This window comes from Moraxella pluranimalium (assembly GCF_002014825.1).
Classification (GTDB): domain Bacteria; phylum Pseudomonadota; class Gammaproteobacteria; order Pseudomonadales; family Moraxellaceae; genus Moraxella; species Moraxella pluranimalium.
This window is the reverse complement of record NZ_MUYU01000015.1, coordinates 169,645-186,580: the sequence shown is the minus strand read 5'-3', so window position 1 is coordinate 186,580 and position 16,936 is coordinate 169,645. Positions and strand designations below refer to the sequence as shown.

The following is a 16,936-nucleotide window of genomic DNA, read 5'->3' as shown; positions in this document are numbered from 1 at the left end:
AACTTTATCCTGATAAATAAACTTTTTATAAAATAGCATGATTTATGGGTTTTTGCCACAACTTTATCCATCATTTGAAGAAAATATCAACTGTGCAAGTCTTCATGCTCAATAATCTCAAGCATAAAGGTCTCTCGTAGAATGATATTTTTGGCTTCGGTGATGGTTTTTTTGGGGATTTGCACGCGAGATAGGCGAGTCAACAGCGGTGTGATGTGCTTGAGCACCGTATTGATGTCACCTGCATTGCGTGGGCCTTCTTGGAGTAGATAATCCAAAATCTCATCAGGCAGACGCCAGTTTTTCTTTTTTAGGATGGTATCGAGCAAAATTTTGCGGTCTTCGACATCATCATGAGTAGGCAGAGTGAGCATAGGCGCTAATGATAGGCGAGTGTGTAAATCAAGCAGGCCAATTTGTAGCTCTCGTGCTGGATTGTCTGCTAGATACAAAATCTGCTTTTGGTGCTCTCGAATACGATTGATAAGATGAAACAGACCTTCTTGCCATTCATAGCTGTGGCGTACCAGTTGCAAGTCATCAATGATAATCAAATCAAACATTTCAAGCCCAACCAGTGCCGTTGCGTGTGGGTCTTGTTCGATGAGTTCATCCAAATGTAGGCTAATCGCCATGCGTCCTGTACGCTTGGTATAATAATCGTGAATAGCGTTCGCCAAATGTGTCTTGCCAAACCCATAACCGCCGACGATAAACAGCTCGCGCAGGCTTCCTTCGGTCATCTTATCAATGGCGTCAAGAATAGGGCGAAAACCTTTGGACTTAAAGTCATCCAAGCTGGCTTCTTGGCGAATGTCAATATTCAGCGAGTCTTGGGTAAGTAGGTCGGTCATGGTAACGGTGAGCTCTTAATTATTATCGTTGCGATTATCTTCTATGAAATCAGGCTTTTATCAACTTTTTCAACTGATATATATAGCATATTTACTGGATTTTAAGCAAGATAAATTTCACAAAACTGCACTTAAGTGATGAATTTTTCACCACATAAAAAGCTATTCATCAAACAAGCGATACTATCTGCGACCTTGATGCCAGTCGCTATCAAGATAGGCTTGATAAGCATGATAAAATAGCACATTAATCACCGCTGAAACAGGTAGGGCAATCAGCATACCCACAAAGCCGAACATCGCAGCACCAGCAAGCACAGAGAAAATTACCCACAGTGGCGACAACCCAATCTTATTGCCAAGCAATAGGGGCTGTAGCACATAGCCTTCGAGCACTTGCCCCACCATAAACGCACCGACAATCAGCCCAAGCTGTAGCCAGTCAAAGCCAAATTGAAACACACCAGCAATCAGCGCAGCAATGATACCGACGCCAAAGCCAAGATAAGGCACAAAGCTTGCGATACCTGCCATAATCCCAATAATCAGCCCAAGCTGTAAGCCAATCAGCTCAAGCTGTACTGCATAAATCGTGCCAAGCAGTAGCATGACCAGTAGCTGACCTTTGGCAAAGCTCATCAAGGCATCGTTACAGTCTTGGGCGATTTGTGTGACTTTGGCGGTGTAGGGCTTGGGAATGGCTGATTGCCACGTGGCAAGACGCTTATCCCAACCAAGCAAAAAATAAAACGCAAGCACAGGCACCATCACCACAAGCCCAAAGCTGTTGGCAAAGTTCATCCCTGAGCTTAGGGCTTTTTTGATGAATCCTTGCGCATCGGCAAATTGATAGTTTTTTTGCAAAAATTCTAAAGCAGCATTGGATAAGACATTGGCATCAAGTGGCAACAAATCGGCATTAGTATGCATCGAAATCCAAGGACGCACGACATCATTGTACCAAAGCACCGCAGCAGGCAGCGATTCCCACAGAATCTCAAGCTGTGCCCACAGTAGCGGTACAAGCCATACAAAAAACGCCACCGCAAGCACGGCGCTACTGAGATATACTAGGCTAATCGCCAAAATGCGGGGCATGATACGGCTGACGGCACTGACCAATGGATTCAAAAAATACGCCAAAATAAACGCCGCCACAAAAGGCGTGATGACTGATTTCATCAAAAATAGGGCGTACAACAAGATGCCAATACCAGCCAAAATCAGCAATCTGCGAAAAAATGGGTCAATGCCAGTGCGATACATTAATAAAACTTTCCAATCGGTGAATCACTGTGGACTATTCTAAGCGATTTTGCGCTTTTTAGATATATAAGGCTCAAGATTTTTTGACAAAACTTAAAAAAACTCAATAATTTTGACAACAGAATAAAACTTAACCGAAAAATTTGCTATAATAAACGGCAATATTTTTCCGCCAAATGGCATTGCTTTTTTACAAGGGTAGCTATGACACAGCAAACTTCACTCAGTTATAAAGACGCAGGCGTGGATATTGACGCAGGCGAAGCGTTGGTTTCTCGTATCAAATCAGTGGCAAAAGCCACTTCTCGCCCTGAAGTGATGGGTGGCTTGGGTGGTTTTGGTGCGCTTTGCCGTATCCCAACAGGGTATAAATCACCGCTATTGGTTTCAGGCACGGACGGCGTAGGTACAAAGCTTAAGCTTGCACTACAGCTCAATCGCCATGAGACCATCGGTCAAGATTTGGTGGCGATGTGTGTCAATGACCTATTGGTTTGTGGTGCAGAACCGCTATTTTTCCTAGATTATTATGCGACTGGTAAGCTGGATGTTGATACAGCGGCGACGGTGATTGCAGGGATTGGTGATGGCTGTCAGCTTGCCAACTGTGCGCTCATTGGCGGTGAGACTGCTGAGATGCCGGGAATGTATCAAGATGAAGATTATGACTTAGCAGGCTTTTGTGTTGGCGTGGTCGAAGAGTCTGAAGTCATCACAGGCGACAATGTCCAACAAGGCGATGTGCTGATTGCGCTAGCATCAAGCGGCGCACACTCAAATGGCTATTCGCTGATTCGTAAAGTCATCGAAGTGACTGGCACGGATGTCGCTAGCGAAAAATTGGGCGAGCGTTCATTAGCTGATGCACTGATGGCACCAACTCGTATTTATGTCAAATCGGTCAATGCCCTACAAAAATCACTGGGCAATGCCAATATCCATGCGATGGCACACATCACCGGTGGTGGTCTGACTGAGAACCTGCCACGCGTATTGCCTGAGAATTTGGCGGCGCAAATCGATACTAACAGCTGGCAGCTACCTGAAGTGTTCCAGTGGCTACAAAAAGGCGGCAATATTGAGACGCTTGAGATGTATCGCACCTTTAACTGTGGTGTAGGCTTTATCCTAGCTATCCCAGCAGATAAAGCTGAGCAAGCGATGAGTGAGCTTGCTGCCAGCGGCGAAACTGTCTGGAAAATCGGTGAAATCGTCGAGCGTACCGACAAAGCTGTGGTGTATATCTGATGAGCAATCGTCGTCTCAAGGTCGCTGTGCTGGTCTCAGGTAGCGGCTCAAACCTGCAAGTGATGATTGATGCGATGCAGGCAGGTACTTTGCCAATCGACATCATCGGCGTGATTAGCAATCGTGAAGATGCTTATGCCGTCACACGAGCCACGACTGCCAATATCCCTGTGGCAGTGCTATCACACGCACCAAGTGGCAAGCGGATGAGTATCGCCACTTTTGAAAAGCACGCATTGGCTCAGCTTGAAGCATGGTCGCCTGATTTGGTGGTATTGGCAGGCTTTATGCGTGTACTATCTGCTGAGTTTATCCATGCTGTACCGTGTGCGATGATTAATCTACACCCGTCGCTACTGCCTGCTTATAAGGGGCTGGACACTCATGCACGAGTGATTCGCTCGGGCGACAAGCACCATGGCTGTAGCGTACATCTGGTGACGCCTGAGCTAGACGCAGGGCAGGTATTGACCCAAGCTTGGCTGTCGGTCGATGAGCATGATACCGCTGAGTCGCTTGGCAAGCGAGTGCAAAAGCTTGAGCATCAGCTTGTGCCATATACGCTAGAGCTGATTGCCAAAGGCGTGCTTGATTTGGATGTCATCATGGCAGGTCAAATCGATGGCTTTGTATCTTTGCCATATCGACTGTGGCTTGATTAATCTGTGATTAGTTAAAATAAAATAAATAAGGCTATCGATATGGATAGCCTTATTTTATTGGGTTGGTATAAGAAATCGGATTAATGATTTTCTTTGGCGTGGTTTAGCGTGTATTTTGGAATCTCAATCACCAAATCTTCATCAGCGACGATACACTGACAAGCTAGGCGAGAATCAGGTTCAAGACCCCATGCACGGTCAAGCAAATCACCTTCGATATCATCCATCTCTTCTAGGCTGTCAAAGCCTTGACGGACGATAACATGGCAAGTGGTGCAGGCTTTTGACATATCGCAGGCGTGCTCAATCTTGATGCCACGCTCAAGCAGAGCTTCACACAGATTTTCACCTGAATTAATCTCAACGGTCGCACCTTCTGGGCAGATTTCGTGGTGGGGTAGTAGGGTTACAGTGGTCATAAGTATCTCTTTTGCGTTTAAATTTTACAATAAATTCGTCATTACCAATCACTGGTGCGTGTGCCTGCAAGTGCATCTTTGACATTTTTGTCCATGATGACGCTAGCAAAGTGGTCGCTGGCAGGCTTAAGCTTGGCGACAGCATCATCAAGCACGGCCTTATCATTGCTATCAATGGCTTCACGCACCCCATTCATCAGCACTTGCAAGGTGGCTTGTTCGTCATCGCTCAGTAGTGCACCAAACTCTGCCAATGCTGAAGTCAGCGCAATCAGCTCACGGTCGGCTTCGACTTTGGCTTCGATGAGCATACGGGCTTTTTTGTCTTCATTGGCGTGCGTAAAGCCTGCCATCAGTAGCTGTTCTTGTTGTGCTTCGGTCAGTCCATAGCTTGGGTTGACTTCGATGTGGCTTTTGACGCCGGTGGTAGTTTCTTCGGCAGAGACGGTCAGCTGACCATTGGCATCAATGCTAAAGGTCACTTCGATACGAGCCAAACCTGCTTTCATCGGTGGGATGCTATACAGCTCAAAGCGTGCCAAACTGCGACAATCTGCGACGGTATCACGCTCGCCTTGGACGACATGGACAATCATGCCTGTCTGACCATCTTGGTGCGTGGTAAAGGTCTGACGACGAGCCACAGGAATGGGTGTGTTGCGTGGGATGATGACTTCGACAAGTCCGCCCATCGTCTCAAGTCCAAGCGATAGCGGTGTGACATCAAGCAGCAATAGGCCATCGCCTTTTTTATTAATCAGCTGGTCAGCGGCGATACTTGCGCCAAGTGCAACGACTTCATCAGGGTTGATGCTACACAGTGGCGCACGATTAAAATGCGCTTCGACAGCACGGATAATCACCGGCATACGAGTTGAGCCACCGACTAGGATGACATCATTGAGCGCTGATTTGTCAAGCTTGGCATCCAGTAGCACCTGCTCACAGGCTTGTAGCGTGCGACGGATGACGGGCTCAATGATTTGGCTAAGCGTTTGATTATCAAGCTGTAGCGACAGTGGTGTGCCGGCGATGGTGGTATCAACTGTGACACTGTCGGTATCGGTCAGAGCTTGCTTGTAGTTTTTGGCAAGCTTGGCAAGGCGAGATTTTTCGCTATTATCAATCTGTGCTGGGTCAAGATTCGCCTGCTTAATCAGCCAATTGGCAAGTAGGCGGTCAATATCATCACCGCCTAAGGCTGAGTTGCCCCCTGTGGCAAGCACTTCAAACACGCCATCACTTAGGCGTAGGATAGACACATCAAAAGTACCACCGCCCAAGTCATAAACCAAATAAGTCCCGTGATTGGTCGCCTTATCCAAGCCATAAGCGATGGCGGCGGCGGTCGGCTCATTGAGCAGGCGAAGTACGGTCAAGCCTGCTGCGGTGGCGGCATCTTTGGTGGCGGTACGCTGTGCATCATCAAAATACGCAGGCACAGTAATCACCGCCCCTTGGATACTGTCATTAGGCAAGGCAGCGGCGGCGTGACGATATAGGCGATTTAGGATGTGTGCCGATGTCTCGACAGGGGATTTTTCACCTTGCGCAGTGACAAAGGCGGGCATGGTGGCATCATCGCCAGAGAGTGTATAAGGATGTGAGAATTTGATATCACTGCGAGCTCGCCCCATAAAACGCTTGGCTGAGATGATGGTATTGGCGGTATCATCAGCAAAAGCCAGCGCCTGTTTGCCAGTCAGTGGCGTATCGCTTTGGTCGCCATAATAGACGACAGATGGTAGTAATGGTGTGTCATCAAACGGCAAAACCTGCGCCTTGCCCGAGCGAACCACGCCGACCAATGAATGTGTCGTGCCAAGGTCAATGCCGAGTGCAAAACGATGTTGGTGGGGATTTTTGCTTTGATTGGGTTCGCTGATTTGTAATAATGACATGGCAAATTCTTTAAAATAAATAAAATAAAAGGTGGCTAGTGAAAAGTAAGTTTTCAGTGGCTAATTATACTAAATTTTGATGCCTTATCCAAAGCGCTTCATCACAAAAACACGCCAAAGGGCATCAATTTGGCGTGTGATTTTCCTAAAATTTCCCTAAAATCAAGCGATTAGACATACAAATCGTCATCATCGTTATTTTGGTGCAGGCTTTCGCTGAGCTTGGCGATGATGTCATCGTGTAGTTTGCCGACGAATTGTAATTTTTGGGCAAGGTCACGAGCAGTCGTCCAGTTTTGGGCTTGATAAGCATCATCAAAGCCATCTGCCAACGCTTGACTGGTTTGGCTGACTTCATTTGCCATCTTATCAAGACTTGCTTTATCATCGGTATCATCAAGCGCAATGCGAACTTCCATCATCTCGCCCAAAAAATCCCAATCGCTGATGGATTTATCCAAATCGATATCTTCACCATTTAAGCTAAGCAAATACGCAGCACGGCTATCATCACGCTTTAGGGTGTCATAAGCATGATTAATCAATGATGCGTTTTGGGTGATGGCGATGCTGTCACCGTCTTGGCGGTCAGGGTGATGAGTTTTTTGTAACTCAAGCAAGCGGGCCTTGAGCAGTGTTTCATCAATCCGAAAGCTGATAGGTAAACCAAACAGCGCAAAAAAATGGTTATTCATAGCGTGCCTTAGACAGTGAATGACTCACCGCAGCCACATTCACCTTTTTGGTTAGGGTTGGTGAATTTAAAGCCAGAGTTTAGCCCTTCGGTGACATAATCCATCTCAAGACCGTTGAGATATACCAAGCTTTTTGGGTCAACAAAGACATTCACGCCGCCGCTTGAGAATTTCTCATCGGTATCATTTGGCTCATCGACGAACTCAAGCACATAAGCCAATCCAGAACAGCCAGCCGTACGCACACCGACACGGATGCCTTCGCCGCTACCACGGTTTTCTAAGAAGTCTTTGACATGCTGTGCAGCACGAGCGGTTAGGGTAATCATGACAATTTCCTTCACTAAATTGGCGATGACTGCCGATGTGTATCGGCAGATGTCTAAGTGTTGAACAGGATAATCAAGCGAGCGTCAAACAAGCATTTCATAAATTATGCTTGTGCTTTGGCTTGATAATCTTCAATCGCAGCTTTGATGGCATCTTCGGCAAGTACCGAGCAGTGTACTTTAACCGGTGGCAAAGCAAGTTCTTCTGCGATGTCTTTGTTTTTAATCGCAGCGGCTTGGTCTAGGGTTTTGCCTTTTAGCCATTCGGTGACTAGCGAGCTTGATGCAATCGCTGAGCCACAGCCATAAGTCTTGAATTTTGCATCTTCGATGATGCCATCATCGCTGACTTGGATTTGTAGGCGCATCACATCACCACAGGCTGGTGCACCGACCATGCCAGTGCCGACATTCTTAGCGTTTTTGTCTAGATTGCCCACATTGCGTGGATTTTCATAATGGTCAATGACTTTATCTGAATATGCCATAACTGTATCTCTTATAAGTTTGGTGAATTGGCAAATCGTGCGATGGCTGGATTTGCCAAATTTTCTACTAAATTTTAATCTGTTGTGTTGCAATTAGTATTAGGTAGGCAACACTCGGTAATCGTTTATTTATAGGTGGCTGGTGCTAGGTGGGTAAGCGACGGTGTACTTATGCACATCGAGCATCAGTTCTATAAATAACTATTGTCGAAGTGGTTATCGCCTAGTGCTAGGCAGGCGAACGATGGTGTACATCTAGTACATCAAGTGAGCCTAACGACGCAATAGGCATAACCACACAGACAATCAGTGTTCTTGCCATTCAACGGTTGATAAGTCAATCCCTTCTTTGAACATATCCCACAGTGGCGATAGTTCACGCAGTTTCTCAACCGCTTCATGGATTTGGGCAAGCACACGGTCAATGTCTGCTTCGGTGGTATAGCGACCGATACTAAAGCGAATCGATGAATGTGCCAGCTCATCAGGGCGACCGATGGCACGCAGGACATACGATGGCTCAAGGGTGGCTGATGTACACGCCGAACCTGATGATACTGCCAAATCTTTTAGGCTCATCATTAGGCTCTCGCCTTCGACGAAGTTAAAGCTGACATTAAGCACATTTGGGATACCATGCTCAAGGCTGCCGTTTAGATAGACTTCTTCGATGTCTTGTAGTCCATTCCATAGCTTATCACGCAAAGCCTTGATGTGGGCATGGTCTTCATTAAAACGCTGTACCGATAGGGCAAACGCTTCGCCCATACCGACGATTTGGTGTGTCGCTAGTGTGCCTGAACGCATACCACGCTCATGACCGCCGCCGTGCTGTTCTGCTTTGATGCGTACGCGTGGCTTACGACCGACATACAGTGCGCCGATACCTTTTGGGCCATAGATTTTGTGTGCTGAGAAGCTCATCAAATCGACTTTTAGCTCGCCTAGGTTGATTTTGATTTTGCCAACGGCTTGAGCAGCATCGACATGGAATAGCACGCCTTTGGCACGAGTGATTTCACCAATGGCAGCGATGTCTGTGACTGTGCCTAGCTCGTTATTGACCGCCATTAGGCTGACCAAAATGGTATCATCACGCAGCGCAGCTTCGACCTGGGCAGGGGTAATCAGACCTGTACCTTGTTCTGGCTCAAGATAAGTAATCTCAAAGCCTTCTTGCTCTAGCTGACGGCAGGTATCTAGCACAGCTTTGTGTTCGATTTTGCTTGTGATGATGTGCTTACCTTTTGTGTGATAAAAATGTGCCACACCTTTGATAGCAAGGTTATCTGACTCGGTTGCGCCACTGGTAAAGACGATTTCGCGTGGGTCAGCGCCGACAGTCTGGGCGATTTGGTCACGAGCGTGCTCAACCGCTTCTTCTGCTTGCCAGCCAAAGCCATGCGAGCGAGAAGCTGGGTTACCAAAGATACCGTCAAAAGTTAGATATTGTACCATCTTGTCAGCCACTTCTTTGGCAACTGGTGTGGTGGCAGCGTAGTCAAGATAAATAAGTGATGTCTGGCTCATGCTAGATTTCCGATTAAATTGATTGTTGTGATTTGTGAGTCTTTTTTTGCCCCGCAGACCCGACTTTCTTGGCGGTCAGCGATGGCTTGTGTGTTCTTGGTTTCTAATAACTGCGCTAGGGTGACATTCTTTAGGTATGATTCGATGTGTGCAGACAAATTATGCCACAAATCATGCGTCAAGCACATCGAACCATCATGGCAATCGCCTTTACCACCGCACTGCGTGGCGTTGATGCTCTCATCGACAGCGGTGATGATGCTCATGATGTCAATTTCACTAAGTGGCTTGGCAAGATGATAACCGCCAGATGCGCCCCGTGTGCTATTGACCAGCCCTTTTTTGCGTAGCTTTGAAAATAGCTGTTCGAGATAGGATATGGAGATGGATTGGCGTTTTGCAATGTCGGACAAAGACACAGCACCTTGATGGCGGTTCTCTTGGACAGCCAAATCAAGCAAGGCAGTAACGGCATACCGTCCACGAGTGGTTAAACGCATTGTCTAATCTTCCAAAAAAAATTGCCGAGTTTGAATCGCTCAAACTTAGGTAAACTTACATTTGCCAATGTCTTGGCTTGTTATGATGTGGCTTATTATAATAATTCCGAGTAAATAGGTCAAGATTATTTGTACAAAAAATCCATCAACAAAACTGATTGATGGATTTGATTTGGTTTATCTTGGCTTGGGTGCTTGATAAAGCATCATGCCACGCTTGCTTGATGAGTATCAGATAAAAAAGTGCGACACGATAGCAACAAGTGCAATGACAGACGCCACAATCAGACCGGCAACGGTGGCTTTTTGTTTGTTTTGGGATTCGGCAAGCTGTGTCTTTAGCCGAGCGATGTCTTTGGCTTGCTCATCGATACGCTGATTTTGTTCATTGATTTTGGCACGAAGCTCTGAGAGTTTTTCGGCTTTTTGTTCGGGCGTGGGCTTATTTTCGGGATTGCCACGCAGTTTGTTGATGAGATTTTGGATAGCGCCACCGACGCCGACACGCACCAAGAACGCTTTGACATCAGCGACATCTTGGGTCTCGCCACGGATTTGTAGCGCATCGATGGTGGATTCGCTGTGATTCATCAAGGCATTGACCAGCTGAAAGCTGTAAGCATTGATGATGACATCAGGCGCTTGCTTATTGGCAGGCAATGTGTCATCAAGCAGTACGCCACGATAACCAAAAGTGGCATAAATCTTGGTATGCGGTAGGTAGGTGCGGATACACACCACCTTACCTGATTCGGCAAGTGGATAGGCAAGTTGGCGTAATTTTGGGTCAAATCTTAGCATCAGCGTGATGGCAGATTCAACAAATACCAATAATACATTTAAGATACCACGAGAGATGACACCGTTTGGCTCGCTTGATGAAACGGCGTCGGGTGAGTTCTGTGTCGTCATAATAATCCTAGTTGTTGGGCGGTGCGATTTGTTTTTGGATCACTTGTTTTGTATAAAAAGCCATCAATCACCGCCAAAAAAAATCACATTAGTTGCCATGATACTGTAATTTTGACGAAAATTCAGCGATTTTTTATGACTTTTTCGTTAAAACTGATAATTTTTGCTTGCTTATTGGTGTTAAGCTTGATATAAAGTAAAGCAAAGTTAAATCAAAAGCCTGAATGTGTCGCCAATTTTGCAAGGACATTACTCATTGATGGCAAAATTATGCATATTTTTTGCAAATTCTTGCGAAAAAATGATTTTTTTGCTTGTAAAAGCTTGGCTATCCCCTTACAATGCACACATTATGGCGAATGCCGAACCTTTTCGTTAATCGTAATCTTATGAGGATTTTTTATGAACAAGTCAGAATTAGTTGACAGCATCGCTCAAAGCGCTGGTCTAACCAAAGAACAAGCAGCTAAAGCTGTAAACGCATTCACCGAGAGCGTACAAGGCGCACTACAACGTGGTGATGACGTTGTATTGGTTGGTTTTGGTACTTTTAGCGTCAAAGAGCGTGCAGCTCGCACTGGTCGTAACCCAAAAACTGGCGAAGCGCTAGAAATCGCTGCAAGCAAAGTACCAAGCTTCAAAGCTGGTAAAGGTCTAAAAGACGCTGTTAACTAATTAGCGGTATTTAGACAAAGAGCCACCCAACAGTGATTGGGTGGTTTTTTTGTGCCTTTATTGCATAAAAGTTGGTGAAATTCGCAAACAGATACAAAAAGTATTTTGAGTATTGATAAGAATTAGCGTATCATAGTAAGGTTTTTAAACCAGATTTTGTTTTATATTTGCAAAGTAGCGATTGATATGGAAAAGATGCGTAATTTTCTCCAAAGTTGGCCGGGTAAGCTGATTTTGGTAGGTACATTAATCCCGATGGCATTTTTGGGGGTGCAGGGTACGTTTGGCGGTGCTTCTATTCAGCCGAACCAATTAATCAAAGTGGGCGAGCAAGTGGTGGATGTCAGCACATTCCAAGCTGAAGTGAATGCTGAACGTAATGCCTTGCTCCAAAAAGGCGTGGATGCTAGCTTGATTAACGAAACAGCACTTCGGCAGATGGTGCTAAAGCGTCTGACCGATAAAGCTTTGCTTGAAAATCAGGCATCTGTACTGGGCATGACCGTGTCTGATGAGATGATTACTCAGCTACTACAGCAGTATGAGATTTTTCAGGATAATGGACAATTTTCGAATGACCGTTTTGCTAGCTATTTGCAACAAAATGGGCTAACCAAAGATGCACTGTTTCATCTTGAGCGTCTGCGTCTAAGCTTGCGTCAGCTGATTGGCAGTATCGTTGGTACGGCGATTTATCCAAATAGTCAAATTGCACATTTGCTTGATTTACAGCTTGAAGCCCGTGAAGTGTGGGTGCATCGCTATTCGTGGCAAAATTATGTGGATCAAGTCGAAGTGACTGATGCACAAATCCAAGCATATTATGATGAAAACAAAGCAACGCTAGTTAAGCCTGCAACGGTGGATTTGGCGTATCTTGAGCTAAGTCCCTTGCTGGTCAAAGTTGATTTGCCAACCGAAGATGAAATCAAAGCGCAATACGCGTCCTATCTCAAAGAAAAAGGCATCAGCGATGGGCGTGAGCTATCGCAAATTTTATTGACCGGTGATAATGCCGAAAAACAAGCCCAAGAGATTAAAGCCAAGCTAGATGCAGGCGAGTCGTTTGAGTCATTGGCAAAACAATATTCGCAAGATCCAAGTGGCGAAAATGGCGGTGCAATCGGTAGTTTCAATCCTGCTGTTTTTGGTCAGGATGCAGCGACGGTTGAGCAGGCTTTGAGTGGTTTGACCGTAGGTCAGGTGTCAGCAGTCGTCAAGACGAATTTTGGTTATCAAATCTTTAAGGTAACCAAAGTTAATGACAATGCACCAAGCATTGAGAGCCTGCGTGATGAGCTGATGGATCGTGCTGCGACCTATAAGCGTCAAGCGGTGTTTGCTGATTTGTCAGCCAAGATCAATACGCTGGCAACCGACGGTGTGGGCGTGGCGGATATCGCCAAAGAAGTCGGTGTCGAGCTCAAAGAAATCAAGGCGTACCCACAGACGGATAACACAACCGATCTATCTCAGCCTGCGGTGATTGCAGCTGCATTTGATGAATTCACCATCCAAGATCAAGGCGTAAGCCCAAATATCGCTGTCGGTGACAAAAATATCTGGGTTCAACCAAGCAATTATCAAGCATCTCGTCCGCTGAGCTTTGATGAAGCAAAAGATCAAATCAAGATGACGCTAGCCAAGCAAAAGGCGATTGAGCTTGCGATGGCTGATGCCCAAAAAGCAGCTGATGAAGCCAAAGCAAATAGTGGCGCATCACTCAAAGTCCCAAGTGCCAATATGGGTATGTCAACACGCGCCAATCCAAAGCTGTCACAGCTTGAGTCTGCAAGCTTATTCCTACACCAATCAGCTGAAGGCGATGATGTGTGGGTGGTGCAGACCGAAGATGGTGCAAGTGTGATGGTGGGCGGCCCTGTTGATAAAGCCACTGAATCTCAGCTTGCGCCTGCTGATCGTCTGCGTGCCATGCAGGTGATTCGTGATAATATCGGCGCTGATCAGCTTGAAGACTATGTACGCTACCTGCGTGATACATCTGAAGTCATTATCAATGAAGATGCGCTAAAGGCTCAGCATTGATTTGTTGATGATAATAAGACACTAAGCCTATAAAACAAGCCTGATAAAATAACTATCGGGCTTGTTTATTTATGCTTATCAGTATCAGTATCAGTGTCGATATAGATGATGTAGATGCGTGCCTTGTTCTTAGCTTAACCTTAAGCCTGTGGCTGATGGTTATACGTGATATATGTGATAAGGTATGAAAAGAAAAAGTCTGGTATTGCTACCAGACTTTTTGTATCGACAATATGTTGCTATTGTCAATTACCACTCAAAGTTCACACCAGCGTGATATGAAACATCGCCACCGTTGGTATTGAATGCCAAACCAGCTTTGGTTGCAACGTTTTCGTTCAGGCGATAGCCAGAGCCAACAGCAACGGCGGATGATGACTTGTACCCACCAACTGCAACTGAAACGTTTACTTTGCCAACATTGTATGGCTGGAATAGACCGCTTAGTGCTGCTTGGTTTGCTAGGCCGCTACGTAGATCGTTATTAAGCTCTTCGATGCGTGCTGTGTTGTTGCTGACACGCTTATCTAGTGCATCTACAGTTGATTGATCTGCTTTGGTTGCAACGGTTGCGCTCAAGGCTGCAACATCAGATGCATTCGCTTTAGTACCTACAACAGTGGTTAGAGCATCAACTGTAGCTTGATCTGCTTTAGTTGCAACAGTGTTTTCCAGTGCTGTAACAGCAGTTTTGTCAGCTTTAGCATCAAGTGCAGATTTATCCGCTTTTGTATCAACTACTTTAGCTAGAGTATCAACTGTAGCTTGATCGGCTTTAGTTGCAACGGTATTTTCAAGTGCTGTAACAGCAGTCTTGTCAGCTTTAGCATCCAAACCTGCCAATGCTTCATCAGCAGTTGCTTGAGCGTTGTTAGCTGCAGTTTGTGCTTTAGCAGCCGCTGCATCTACTTTAGAGATTGATTGACCGTTGGTGATTACAAGTTCACGTAGGTAATCAACTTTTGCTTTATCGGCTTTAGTATCAACTGTTGCTGCCAACTCATTTACGGTAGCTTGATCAGCTTTAGCTGCAACGGTATTTTCAAGTGCTGTAACAGCAGTCTTGTCAGCTTTAGCATCCAAACCTGCCAATGCTTCATCAGCGGTTACTTGAGCATTGTTAGCCGCAGTTTGAGCATTATTTGCTGTAGTTTGTGCTTTAGCAGCCGCTGCATCAACTTTAGAGATTGATTGACCGTTAGTGATTACAAGTTCACGCAGGTAATCAACTTTTGCTTTATCGGCTTTAGTATCAACTGTTGCTGCTAATTCATTTACGGTAGATTTATCAGCTTTTGCCGCTAAATCAATTTTAATCGCTTCATCAGCAGCTTCACGAGCAGCTACCTCTGTAGCAATTGCTTCAGCACGAGCAGTTTCTTCAGCAGCAACACGCTCATTCAATGCTTTAACCGCTGCTGTACGAGCAGTCTCTTCAGCCGCTAATTTTTCAGATTGTGCATCCAATTGACCTTGGATTGCTGCTGATTTGGTAACAAATTCTGCTTTGTCTAGTTTATCGGCTTCGAGTGCTTCTGCAGCCGCCTGACTTGCATCGGCTAATGCGCTGATGGTTTTTAGTAGTTTGGCATCTTGAGCATCAACATAGGTTGTATCAGCTTTGGCGTTTAGCTGAGTGGTTGTCGCTTTGCTTTCTAGGTCTTCATGGACCATTTTTAGTGCATCAACCAAAGTTGGGTTGTCGCCGTAGATGTCTTTAAATGCATCATCAACGACGCCAATGCTGTCGATTTTAGCTTTTGTTTCAGCATTTAGGGCGTCGGTATTACCTTGTTGAATGCCTGCAACTGTATTTTCAAGTGCGGTCAAATCATTATCAAGAATGGTTAATGATTCATCTGCAGCAGTCATAAAATCATCAACGCCGGCAAGATAGGCTACAGTTGCATCTTTGAATGCAGTGTAGTCAGCTTTATCAGCTTTTGCCGCTAAATCAATTTTAATCGCTTCATCAGCAGCTTCACGAGCAGCTACCTCTGTAGCAATTGCTTCAGCACGAGCAGTTTCTTCAGCAGCAACACGCTCATTCAATGCTTTAACCGCTGCTGTACGAGCAGTCTCTTCAGCCGCTAATTTTTCAGATTGTGCATCCAATTGACCTTGGATTGCTGCTGATTTGGTAACAAATTCTGCTTTGTCTAGTTTGTTAGCTTCAAGCTCAGCAACTTTTTCGTTGGTTTTGGCCAATTCTGTTTTATCAGCTTTTGCCGCTAAATCAATTTTAATCGCTTCATCAGCAGCTTCACGAGCAGCTACTTCTGTAGCAATTGCTTCAGCACGAGCAGTTTCTTCAGCAGCAACACGCTCATTCAATGCTTTAACCGCTGCTGTACGAGCAGTCTCTTCAGCCGCTAATTTTTCAGATTGTGCATCCAATTGACCTTGGATTGCTGCTGATTTGGTAACAAATTCTGCCTTGTCTAGTTTGTTAGCTTCAAGTTCAGTCAAACCATCGCGCATAGTTTCAGCCAATCGCGTTGTTACGGTTTGTGTTGCTTGTAGTACAGCTTCAAGAGCGGTTTGACTCGCTTTTTCGCTAAGTGCAGTTGTGACTTCGCCTTTATAAGTGTCAAAATCAGTGGTGCTTACTTTATCATTAAGCGCTGTATTATTGCTGACTTTTACTTCCTCAAGCTTTTGAGTTAGGACGGACGCCTCAATTTTGCTACCAATTTGGCTTTCAAGGTTGGCAACACGTGGCTCAAGCTCATCAGCTGTTACAGCGTATGATGACATAGAGATCATTGAACCGGCTACCAAAGTGGCTAGAGTTGATTTCTTGAAATTCATTGAAAACTCCTTGTGGGTAATGAAGTTAAAGAGAGCTACTTTTGTTATGTTATACATAAACTAAAGTGTACTAAATATATACAAACCATTACATTATGTCAATCAATTTTTAAGAAGTTATCAGCCTGATTGCATAAAAAACATACAAAAAGTAGGGAATTGACAATCAGTACTGTCAATTCCCTACTTTTTACATTGTGATTTTGCATATAATGGCTCAAATTAACCTGTACGACCTACTTAACCAGTTCATCCGTCCGAGCTGCCAAAATAAAGTCATTCTTGTGCAATCCACCGGCTTCATGTGACCACCATGACACGGTTGCCTTGCCCCATTCTAATAAGATGGCAGGGTGATGGCCAGCTGATTCGGCGATGTCGCTGACTTGATTGGTAAAGGCAAGTGCTTGCTTGTAATTTTTGAACTTAAACACTTTGGTCAGTCGTTTGATGCCATCGACTTCAACCATCTGCCAAGTGGGGATTTGTTCAAGTAGCACGGGCAATTGGTCGTCGCATAACAGTGGTGCATCTAGGCGACAGACTTCACAGGCTTGGTCTTTAAGTGGGGTGGTCATGATTATCTCCTTATTTATCAAT

Annotated in this window: 16 protein-coding genes; 4 read left to right on the top strand and 12 right to left on the bottom strand. The window is 45.4% G+C overall.

Features of this window, described 5'->3' with window-relative positions:
• Positions 1–86: 86 nt before the first annotated feature.
• Both B0680_RS06755 and B0680_RS06750 read right to left on the bottom strand, forming a co-directional pair.
• Positions 87–854: a DnaA ATPase domain-containing protein gene (locus B0680_RS06755; protein ID WP_078254330.1), complete on the bottom strand. Its 768-nt coding sequence runs from the start codon at positions 852–854 to the stop codon at positions 87–89.
• Positions 855–1,037: 183 nt separating this feature from the next.
• Positions 1,038–2,120 carry an AI-2E family transporter gene (locus B0680_RS06750; RefSeq protein ID WP_078254329.1) on the bottom strand — a complete coding sequence of 361 codons (1,083 nt, stop codon included), beginning with the start codon at positions 2,118–2,120 and terminating at the stop codon, positions 1,038–1,040.
• 204 nt (positions 2,121–2,324) lie between these two features.
• Between B0680_RS06750 and purM the strand changes: the two genes are divergently transcribed.
• A complete protein-coding gene (gene purM, locus B0680_RS06745; RefSeq protein WP_078254328.1) occupies positions 2,325–3,368 on the top strand; it encodes a phosphoribosylformylglycinamidine cyclo-ligase in 1,044 nt (347 codons plus the stop codon).
• The gene (purN, locus tag B0680_RS06740; protein WP_078254327.1) at positions 3,368–4,030 is read left to right on the top strand and encodes a phosphoribosylglycinamide formyltransferase; all 663 of its coding nucleotides are present in this window, start codon (positions 3,368–3,370) and stop codon (positions 4,028–4,030) included. Before purM ends, purN begins: the two co-directional genes overlap by 1 nt.
• Positions 4,031–4,110: 80 nt before the next feature.
• Here purN and fdx read toward each other — a convergent pair whose 3' ends face one another.
• From fdx to B0680_RS06700, 8 genes are all read right to left on the bottom strand, one after another.
• A complete protein-coding gene (gene fdx, locus B0680_RS06735) occupies positions 4,111–4,449 on the bottom strand; it encodes an ISC system 2Fe-2S type ferredoxin (RefSeq protein ID WP_078254326.1) in 339 nt (112 codons plus the stop codon).
• 41 nt (positions 4,450–4,490) lie between these two features.
• Positions 4,491–6,350 (bottom strand): Fe-S protein assembly chaperone HscA, encoded by a 1,860-nt coding sequence (hscA, locus tag B0680_RS06730; protein ID WP_078254325.1) that lies wholly within the window; start codon positions 6,348–6,350, stop codon positions 4,491–4,493.
• A 170-nt stretch (positions 6,351–6,520) separates the two neighbouring features.
• Positions 6,521–7,045 (bottom strand): Fe-S protein assembly co-chaperone HscB, encoded by a 525-nt coding sequence (gene hscB / locus B0680_RS06725; protein WP_078254324.1) that lies wholly within the window; start codon positions 7,043–7,045, stop codon positions 6,521–6,523.
• 8 nt (positions 7,046–7,053) lie between these two features.
• Entirely contained in the window at positions 7,054–7,374 is a 321-nt protein-coding gene (iscA, locus tag B0680_RS06720; RefSeq protein WP_078254323.1) for an iron-sulfur cluster assembly protein IscA, read from the bottom strand.
• A gap of 104 nt (positions 7,375–7,478) precedes the next feature.
• Positions 7,479–7,862, bottom strand: coding sequence for a Fe-S cluster assembly scaffold IscU (gene iscU, locus B0680_RS06715; protein WP_078254322.1), 384 nt, complete (start codon positions 7,860–7,862; stop codon positions 7,479–7,481).
• A gap of 306 nt (positions 7,863–8,168) precedes the next feature.
• Positions 8,169–9,392, bottom strand: coding sequence for an IscS subfamily cysteine desulfurase (locus tag B0680_RS06710; protein ID WP_078254321.1), 1,224 nt, complete (start codon positions 9,390–9,392; stop codon positions 8,169–8,171).
• On the bottom strand, positions 9,389–9,892 hold the full coding sequence (locus B0680_RS06705; RefSeq protein ID WP_078254320.1) for an Rrf2 family transcriptional regulator: 504 nt from the start codon (positions 9,890–9,892) through the stop codon (positions 9,389–9,391). The genes B0680_RS06710 and B0680_RS06705 overlap by 4 nt, the downstream gene beginning before the upstream one ends.
• Before the next feature lie 231 nt (positions 9,893–10,123).
• A complete protein-coding gene (locus B0680_RS06700) occupies positions 10,124–10,804 on the bottom strand; it encodes a hypothetical protein (RefSeq protein WP_078254319.1) in 681 nt (226 codons plus the stop codon).
• A 402-nt stretch (positions 10,805–11,206) separates the two neighbouring features.
• Between B0680_RS06700 and B0680_RS06695 the strand changes: the two genes are divergently transcribed.
• On the top strand, positions 11,207–11,479 hold the full coding sequence (locus tag B0680_RS06695; protein WP_078254318.1) for an HU family DNA-binding protein: 273 nt from the start codon (positions 11,207–11,209) through the stop codon (positions 11,477–11,479).
• Positions 11,480–11,674: 195 nt separating this feature from the next.
• Positions 11,675–13,525: a SurA N-terminal domain-containing protein gene (locus tag B0680_RS06690; protein WP_228143763.1), complete on the top strand. Its 1,851-nt coding sequence runs from the start codon at positions 11,675–11,677 to the stop codon at positions 13,523–13,525.
• A gap of 249 nt (positions 13,526–13,774) precedes the next feature.
• Here the strand turns inward: B0680_RS06690 and B0680_RS06685 are convergent, their stop codons facing one another.
• Both B0680_RS06685 and B0680_RS06680 read right to left on the bottom strand, forming a co-directional pair.
• Complete coding sequence (locus B0680_RS06685) at positions 13,775–16,336, bottom strand: YadA C-terminal domain-containing protein (protein WP_158078309.1); 2,562 nt, start codon at positions 16,334–16,336, stop codon at positions 13,775–13,777.
• Positions 16,337–16,572: 236 nt separating this feature from the next.
• Positions 16,573–16,914: a 4a-hydroxytetrahydrobiopterin dehydratase gene (locus B0680_RS06680; RefSeq protein ID WP_078254315.1), complete on the bottom strand. Its 342-nt coding sequence runs from the start codon at positions 16,912–16,914 to the stop codon at positions 16,573–16,575.
• Positions 16,915–16,936: the final 22 nt, after the last annotated feature.

Bases quoted from the DNA above. Each gene is read 5' to 3' on its own strand.
- B0680_RS06755 (WP_078254330.1), bottom strand. From the start codon at position 854: ATGACCGACCTACTTACCCAAGACTCGCTGAATATTGACATTCGCCAA.
- B0680_RS06750 (WP_078254329.1), bottom strand. From the start codon at position 2,120: ATGTATCGCACTGGCATTGACCCATTTTTTCGCAGATTGCTGATTTTG.
- purM (WP_078254328.1), top strand. From the start codon at position 2,325: ATGACACAGCAAACTTCACTCAGTTATAAAGACGCAGGCGTGGATATT.
- purN (WP_078254327.1), top strand. From the start codon at position 3,368: ATGAGCAATCGTCGTCTCAAGGTCGCTGTGCTGGTCTCAGGTAGCGGC.
- fdx (WP_078254326.1), bottom strand. From the start codon at position 4,449: ATGACCACTGTAACCCTACTACCCCACCACGAAATCTGCCCAGAAGGT.
- hscA (WP_078254325.1), bottom strand. From the start codon at position 6,350: ATGTCATTATTACAAATCAGCGAACCCAATCAAAGCAAAAATCCCCAC.
- hscB (WP_078254324.1), bottom strand. From the start codon at position 7,045: ATGAATAACCATTTTTTTGCGCTGTTTGGTTTACCTATCAGCTTTCGG.
- iscA (WP_078254323.1), bottom strand. From the start codon at position 7,374: ATGATTACCCTAACCGCTCGTGCTGCACAGCATGTCAAAGACTTCTTA.
- iscU (WP_078254322.1), bottom strand. From the start codon at position 7,862: ATGGCATATTCAGATAAAGTCATTGACCATTATGAAAATCCACGCAAT.
- B0680_RS06710 (WP_078254321.1), bottom strand. From the start codon at position 9,392: ATGAGCCAGACATCACTTATTTATCTTGACTACGCTGCCACCACACCA.
- B0680_RS06705 (WP_078254320.1), bottom strand. From the start codon at position 9,892: ATGCGTTTAACCACTCGTGGACGGTATGCCGTTACTGCCTTGCTTGAT.
- B0680_RS06700 (WP_078254319.1), bottom strand. From the start codon at position 10,804: ATGACGACACAGAACTCACCCGACGCCGTTTCATCAAGCGAGCCAAAC.
- B0680_RS06695 (WP_078254318.1), top strand. From the start codon at position 11,207: ATGAACAAGTCAGAATTAGTTGACAGCATCGCTCAAAGCGCTGGTCTA.
- B0680_RS06690 (WP_228143763.1), top strand. From the start codon at position 11,675: ATGCGTAATTTTCTCCAAAGTTGGCCGGGTAAGCTGATTTTGGTAGGT.
- B0680_RS06685 (WP_158078309.1), bottom strand. From the start codon at position 16,336: ATGAATTTCAAGAAATCAACTCTAGCCACTTTGGTAGCCGGTTCAATG.
- B0680_RS06680 (WP_078254315.1), bottom strand. From the start codon at position 16,914: ATGACCACCCCACTTAAAGACCAAGCCTGTGAAGTCTGTCGCCTAGAT.